We start from the raw sequence: 7,129 nt of genomic DNA, 5'->3' as shown, positions 1-7,129 counted from the left end.
TTATCCTGACTTGATTTCAGTTTTTTCTTTGTCAGTAAGGGTGTCAACAAGGAATATTACAAATTGTTAACCGAGTCTTGAAAGCCTTGTGCTACAAAGGTTTGAAATGTTAAGAAAGATGTGACTAAAGGACAGCTTATTAAGGGGGGTGCCGACAGGCGGGGAGATCTTAGAGTTTTTTACGCCCATCTAATTATATCTAGGCACTGGTGATCAATGCTATAGTATAGAGTCTGGGGTTTTTCTCTTGGGTATAAAAAATATATGCGGCACTTTGTCAGGTATAATTGTTACAGGAGATTCCCTTAAACTTTCGACTTAACTAAGGCTGAATATTAATGATTTTTACTGAATTAGTTTTGCAAAATTTTGGACCCTATGCCGGTCGTCAAGTGATTAATTTACGTCCTGAAAAAGAGAACAATCCCTGTCCGATTATCCTTTTAGGAGGCATGAATGGCGGCGGTAAAACTACTTTAATGGATGCGATTCGTTTGGCTTTGTACGGTGCGCGGGCAAAGTGTTCTACTCGCAATAATTTAAGTTATGCCGAGTTTCTTAGTCAGGCAGTTAATAATCAAGCTTCCCTCATCGATCAGGCTAGAATAGAACTGGCTTTTGAACATCTAGTTAATGAACAATGGCGACAATATCGTATCGTTAGGTACTGGACAAAACAGCCTAAAGATGGTAAGGATACCCTCGGTATTTTAGATGAAGATTGGCCCGATCCCGCCTTAGCTAATACTTGGGATGAATATATTGAAACTTTATTGCCTTTGGGTATTTCTAACCTGTTTTTATTTGATGGGGAACAGGTAAAAGAATTGGCAGAACAGGATGTGCCTCCTGACAGCGTTAAGGATTCGATGCAGACTTTATTGGGGTTAGAATTAGCAGAAAGATTAGCCGTTGATCTCGATATTTTAGCTAGTCGCAAGCGCCGGTTATTAGCAGCAGAAAATGAACTCGCAACTATTGAAGAGATCGAGAAAAAATTAGCCGAGTACCAAGAAGATTTAGAATTGGCTCGGCAAGAGATGGAAACTCAACAACAAAATTTAGATTTAGTTAGAAATGATTTTGATGCAGTCTCGGATAAATTTCGCATTGATGGCGGGAAAATTGCCGCCGAAAGAAGTCAATTAGAGAGCAGAAAAAAGGAGGTAGATAAAAAGTTAGATAAACAGAGGGAATATTTAGGTCAATTAGCAGGGGAATTTTTACCATTAAAGTTAATTTTTCCTCTCCTAGAAGCGGCTAAAATTCAGGGAGAAAAAGAGCTAAAATTTCAATCGTCTCAAGTCGCTCAATCGGTTTTAGAATCCAGAGATAAAAAGTTACTTGCTTATTTAAAACAACTGAATTTAACTTTAGAACAATTAGATAATATTAGAGAATTTTTACAGCAAGAAAATCAGTTTTTAGCTGAGGATGGCGATTCTTTGATTACTCCTTACTTAGATTTAGACGAGGAGGCGATCGAGTTATTAAATCGAGTCTTAACCCATCAACTACCGGCACAAATTAACCTCGCTCATCAAGCAAGGTCACAATTAAGAAATCTGGAAGCTGACTTAGATAATTTAGAGCGAGAATTAGCAGTAGCAGCCTCTCCCGAAGAATACGAAACCCTGAGTAATAACTTAAAAAATGCTCAGAAAAAGTATCTAAATGCTCAAGCAGCATACGAGCAAAGCCACAAAAATTATGAGGAAATCAAAAAGAAAATTGAGAAAACGAAAAAAGAATTGTTTGCCTATAGTGAGAAAGCTTTAGAATCCCAAAGTAACGAACATATCGTCAATGCTATTGTCAAAGCACAGCAAACTTTAAAAGTATTTAAAGAACGCTTAACTTTAAAAAAATTAAATAGATTAGAGGGAGAAGTGGCGGAATGTTTTCGTTATTTATTGCATAAGTCCGATCTGGTGCAGAAAATAGCGATCAATGCTGATACTTTTGGTCTATCTCTCTTTGGTCCCGATGGACAAAATGTGCCTAAACACCGTCTTTCTGCCGGAGAAAAACAACTATTAGCGATCGCTTTTTTGTGGGGATTAGCGCGAGTCTCCGGACGAGATTTACCCATCGCTATCGATACACCCCTGGGACGTTTAGATTCTTCCCATCGCCATAATTTAGTTGAACGTTATTTTCCCGCTGCTTCCTCTCAAGTCATCCTCCTTTCTACCGATACAGAAATTGGACAAAATGAGCTACTCTTATTAGAAGAACAGGAAGTAATCGCCCGAAAATACCTGCTAGAATACAATTCCCAGCAACGTCAAACCACTATTCACCCAGACCGTTACTTTTGGTAAGATTATGACTGAGATAAATTCCCACAAAATCCTCACCCGATTAACTTGAGACATTGAATCAGCTAGGGTGCATCTCACATTTGCAGAAATGCCGACTATCAGCAGCAGCCTGTAAGCATCCCACCGAAAAGCTAATGCGCGCGGAGTTTGGGTAGGGTTGATTCATGAATCAACCCTACCATGAATCAACCCTAGGGATTTGGGGGGTAGAACCCCCAAAGGCTTGGATTGAGTGATAAAATCGGAAGTAATGCCCGATTTTAGCCGAGAGTGTCCCCGTAAAAATCCTAACTTGGTAAGTACCTAAGCAAAATTAATTACACATATATAACCACCTCTTGCCTCTTGTCTCTTGCCTCTTGCCTATCTTCACTAGGAAATTAATTTTGCACGACTACTTACTGTTTACTGATCACTGAAAAAAAACTCCCCATTTTCCACTCTCCTATTAAACAGGATTGAGAATGACTAACTATTTTATCATCAGTCAGATCGAGGTAAAATTATAGATTATGGAATCACCGATCGAACGTTTTAGACTATCTCAAACCGCCAAAGATAGCCTAATAAAATTAAAACGCTACACCAAAATTGACCAATGGAATATCCTTTGTCGTTGGGCTTTTTGTCGTTCCCTTGCTGAACCGAGTCTCCCCTCTCCCGTTCCCATTCCTGCCGATAGCAATGTAGAATTATCTTGGAAAGTATTCGGGGGAGAAATGGCCGATATTTTCTTAATTGCCCTCAAACAACGTTGTCATCAAGACGGATTAGGAACCGATAAAGAGACTCTAACTCAACAATTTCGCTTACATTTACATCGCGGGATCGGTTATCTTGCTGGGGATGCCAAGCTAAAAAAAATCGATAATTTAATCGAATTAGAGAGGGAAAATCTGAGAGAATCTTAAACAATAATCATCTATCTTCCTCTCTGTGTTCTTTGTGCCTCCGTGGTTTATACTTAATCCTTATAATGGTTTAAACTCACCTTAAAAAACTTTTGGTCGGCCTAAAGTAGTGATATAGATAACTGCTTCATCGGAGGGAATTCCTAACACTTCATTAACTTGATCATCAAAAAAACCACCGATACCACTAACCCCTAACCCCAGATGAATAGCTGCTAAATTTAATCTCTGTCCCAAATGACCCGCATCTGCATGAAGATAACGATAGACTCGATCGCCATATTTAGCCACTGCTTTTGACAGATCCGCCGTATGAAAAACCACAGCAGCCGCATCTCGTCCCAAATCCTGACCTAAACAGAGATAATGTAACTCTTGCCGGAAATTTTTAAAGCGAATTTGCCGCAATTCTTGGGCTTTAGGAGCATAATAATAACAGCCTTCCTCTAATCCAGTTACTGCCGAAACAGCTATAAAAGTTTCCAATAAATCTAGATCAAAATAATCGGGATTGGGATCGAGATTTTGGTCGGCATAATCTTGGGGTTGATAGGTAAAATGCAGCAGCGCTCGCAATTCGTTTAAACTGAGACTAGCGCCACTATAAGCGCGGGTAGATCTGCGTTTAAGCATCGTACTTTCCAGATCGATTAAATCTTGCCCCCAATTGACGGGACGGGATGTCACGGAAACTTTTAGACAAAAAGGAAAATTATATTTATCTTCCCAATTAGACGGGGTAATATTTGCTTCTATCTTCTCATCTGTAGCTATGATAGTGGCTCGCTGTAGGGAGCTTAATAATTCTCCCTCGGCAATTTTGGGATAAAGAGTCGTGGTTGCCGAAGGGAGTGCCGTGGTACTAGGGGGGAGATTTTGGCGGATATTGAGCAGATCTGCCAAAGGAATCACCGTCATGACACTTTCCTTCTCGGAATCAAGATAAAGCAATTCATTCATCTGGCTATCGTTAAAACCACCGATTAAATGAGCGCGATAGTCATTAATCGAGGCTGATAGCTCAATATTGCCTAATAAATGCCCTGTATCGAGGAAAATACGCCGATAAGCTCGATCTTCGTAGCGCCAAGCAGACCGATAAAAAATGGCACTGGTAACTAAAGCGATATCGGTATTTTCTAAAACAGGATTCCAGAAACAAGCAGATTGTAGGTGGGTCCAGACATCACTTTCCCAGAATAAAAGCAGCGAGTGACTTTGACCTTGATAACTGTAGAGACCGGCGGGTAAAAATTCCGTGCCACGGGAGATCAGATAAACCTCGGCGGGGTATAATCCACCAGCAGAGGGTGCAGAACGTAGGTACAAGGGACTGCCCATAGTGGCGATTTTGGCAGTTAATCCATAGCTACAGCCCAAAATTCGCGATATACGTCGCCAAAAGTCCCCTTTCTGGGGAACCGTTTGACGGGAGAGGTAGGGTTTGAGATCGAAAGTCTGACCGATTTTGTATTCTTTGAAGGGATAGGGTTGTTGACTCCAATCAAGACCTTTACTTTTTGAAGCGATCGTCTGGGGGTCGTATTTGGTCCGCTCGTGGTAGTATTGGGCGATCGAGATTGGCTGATCTGGCATGATAAAGATAGGCTGTCTAAGCTTTACTTTTTAGTTTAATATCGATGACCCCCAAAAAATCAACCAGCCAGAGAGTCGATCGGCTAAAAGTAAAGATAATCACCAATTTCACCCACATAAAATCTATGGAAATTATCGCTGTTTTACTGGGAGTTTTCGGTTTAGGCACAGGTGCGGGTTTATTAGTCATCCGTAACTATTACCACATCTGTCAACCGAGCGAAGTCTTAATTTTTGCCGGCAGTCGTCGTCCCACGGCCACGGGCAAAACCATCGGTTATCGTTTGGTAAAAGGGGGCAGCAGTATTCGTTTACCGATGCTAGAACAAGTGTATCGAATGGACCTGACCAACATGATCATCGATCTCAGGGTGGTTAATGCCTATTCTAAGGGCGGTGTGCCGTTGATCGTCACTGGGGTGGCGAATATTAAAATTGCCGGGGAAGAACCGATTATTCATAATGCGATCGAGCGTTTATTGGGCAAGAAACGCAAGGAAATCGAACAACTGGCGAAAGAAACCCTAGAGGGGAATTTGCGCGGTGTCTTGGCGAATTTAACCCCAGAACAAGCGAACTCCGATCAGATTGCTTTCGCTAAAAGTCTCCTAGAAGAAGCGGAACAGGATCTAGAAAAATTGGGTTTAGTTTTGGATAGTTTGCAGATCCAGAATATCTCCGATGAGGTGCGTTATCTCGATTCGATCGGACGGAAGCAGAAAGCCGAATTACAGAGAGATGCCCGGATAGCCGAAGCAAAAGCCCGAAAAACATCGATTATCAAGGCTTCCGAGAATCAGCGCCTAACCGCTTTGCGTCGTATCCAAAAAGATTTAGAAATAGCCAAAGCTGACGCAGAAAAACGGGTGCGCGACACTCAAACTAAGCGCGGCGCCATGATTGCTGAGGTAGAATCGGTGGTTATGTCCGATTTAGCTAAAGTACAGGCAGAAGTGGCGGTACAAACTGCCCGAATTAAGCAGGTGAAACAGCAATTACAAGCAGATGTGATCGCCCCAGCGGCAGCGGAATGTCAACAAGCGATCGCAAAAGCCCGGGGGGAAGCGGCCAAAATTATCGAACAGGGGAAAGCGCAAGCGGAAGGAACCAAAAAACTAGCGGCCTCTTGGCAAGGAGCCGGAAATAACGCTAAAAACATCTTTTTATACCAAAAATTGGAGTTATTGCTTAAATTAATGGTCGCTAGTGTCCCAGAAGTGCAGGTGCAAACGGTGACGGTAGTGGACGGGGGTGATGGTAATCTTGTCCCGAAAATGACTGCCTTTGCCGAACAATTGCGTCAAGCTACCGGAGTGGATCTGGTACAAATGGCTAATCGTTTAGCACAAACCGAGCCATCTGTCAAGGGCAAAGACACAAATTTTGATTTTAAACAATTGCCCTCCTGAATCAGTTATCAGTTATCAGTTATCAGTTATCAGTTATCAGTTATCAGTTATCAGTTATCAGTTATCAGTTATCAGTTATCAGTTATCAGTTATCAGTAGGAGGATAGAGTGTTGTACCATTTTTCTTTATTTGTGGCAGGCATCCTAATCCCCTCTACCCTTCTGGGACAGGGGTTGGGGGTGAGGGTAATTAACTATCTCTGCCATTACTTTAGAAAAATCGTATTAAGTGAGCAGTATTAAATGGCAGTAAAAGTCCTGTCTGTTCACTGATTACTGATTACTGATTACTGATTACTGATTACTGATTATTGTCCACTAGAATGTTGATCAAGTTTGGAGACCACCGCCATGGATGACTTAATTAATGCTCCCTCCCCTTCTCCCCAAGACATAGAAATGACGCGAACTCCCCCCTGGGGAACGGTGACGGTATTGGAGGAAGGTCCGCGGTATCGCATCAATCGCATTGTCATTAAACCCGGCCATCACATGAGTACCCAAATGCACTACCATCGCAGTGAACACTGGATTGTCGTCTCGGGTACAGCGCGGGTAATCTGTGATGAAAAAGAAACTCTCCTCAAACAAAAAGAATCTACCTATGTTCCCATGAATACCCGTCATCGGGTGGAAAACCCCGGTTCTATTCCTCTGGTGATGATTGAGGTGCAAAATGGCGAATATTTAGGAGATGATGATATTCACCGTTTTGATGATGGAGAATAGGACAGTTTTCTCCCGTATATAGGGCTTGCTGAATAAATCTAAAAACCTTGTTGGATAAGGCTTTTAGACTTTTTTGACCTCAAAAAGTGCCGACCATTGGAGGGATCGGGGGTAAAATTCAGGTACTTTTTCCCTGAAAATTAGGTAACTGACTACCTCA

The 7,129-nt window shown here is 41.9% G+C and carries 5 protein-coding genes; 4 read left to right on the top strand and 1 reads right to left on the bottom strand.

Features of this window, described 5'->3' with window-relative positions; translation table 11 throughout:
- Window positions 1-338: 338 nt before the first annotated feature.
- Window positions 339-2,324 (top strand): DNA sulfur modification protein DndD, encoded by a 1,986-nt coding sequence (gene dndD, locus IM496_RS15850; protein ID WP_287662508.1) that lies wholly within the window; start codon window positions 339-341, stop codon window positions 2,322-2,324.
- A 512-nt stretch (window positions 2,325-2,836) separates the two neighbouring features.
- Complete coding sequence (gene dndE / locus IM496_RS15845; protein ID WP_002735106.1) at window positions 2,837-3,235, top strand: DNA sulfur modification protein DndE; 399 nt, start codon at window positions 2,837-2,839, stop codon at window positions 3,233-3,235.
- Between the two features lie 81 nt (window positions 3,236-3,316).
- Here the strand turns inward: dndE and IM496_RS15840 are convergent, their stop codons facing one another.
- On the bottom strand, window positions 3,317-4,831 hold the full coding sequence (locus IM496_RS15840) for a SagB/ThcOx family dehydrogenase (RefSeq protein ID WP_194014278.1): 1,515 nt from the start codon (window positions 4,829-4,831) through the stop codon (window positions 3,317-3,319).
- A 125-nt stretch (window positions 4,832-4,956) separates the two neighbouring features.
- Between IM496_RS15840 and IM496_RS15835 the strand changes: the two genes are divergently transcribed.
- Both IM496_RS15835 and IM496_RS15830 read left to right on the top strand, forming a co-directional pair.
- Complete coding sequence (locus tag IM496_RS15835; RefSeq protein WP_149975649.1) at window positions 4,957-6,240, top strand: flotillin family protein; 1,284 nt, start codon at window positions 4,957-4,959, stop codon at window positions 6,238-6,240.
- 351 nt (window positions 6,241-6,591) lie between these two features.
- Window positions 6,592-6,969, top strand: coding sequence for a phosphomannose isomerase type II C-terminal cupin domain (locus IM496_RS15830; RefSeq protein WP_194014276.1), 378 nt, complete (start codon window positions 6,592-6,594; stop codon window positions 6,967-6,969).
- Window positions 6,970-7,129 lie beyond the last annotated feature (160 nt).

Source organism: Microcystis sp. M049S2 (assembly GCF_020245625.1).
GTDB classification, from domain to species: Bacteria; Cyanobacteriota; Cyanobacteriia; order Cyanobacteriales; family Microcystaceae; genus Microcystis; species Microcystis ichthyoblabe_A.
The sequence above is the reverse complement of the archived record's forward strand: the minus strand, read 5'-3'. Positions and strand labels throughout refer to the sequence as shown.

Bases quoted from the DNA above. Each gene is read 5' to 3' on its own strand.
- IM496_RS15840 (WP_194014278.1), bottom strand. From the start codon at position 4,831: ATGCCAGATCAGCCAATCTCGATCGCCCAATACTACCACGAGCGGACC.
- IM496_RS15830 (WP_194014276.1), top strand. From the start codon at position 6,592: ATGGATGACTTAATTAATGCTCCCTCCCCTTCTCCCCAAGACATAGAA.
- dndE (WP_002735106.1), top strand. From the start codon at position 2,837: ATGGAATCACCGATCGAACGTTTTAGACTATCTCAAACCGCCAAAGAT.
- IM496_RS15835 (WP_149975649.1), top strand. From the start codon at position 4,957: ATGGAAATTATCGCTGTTTTACTGGGAGTTTTCGGTTTAGGCACAGGT.
- dndD (WP_287662508.1), top strand. From the start codon at position 339: ATGATTTTTACTGAATTAGTTTTGCAAAATTTTGGACCCTATGCCGGT.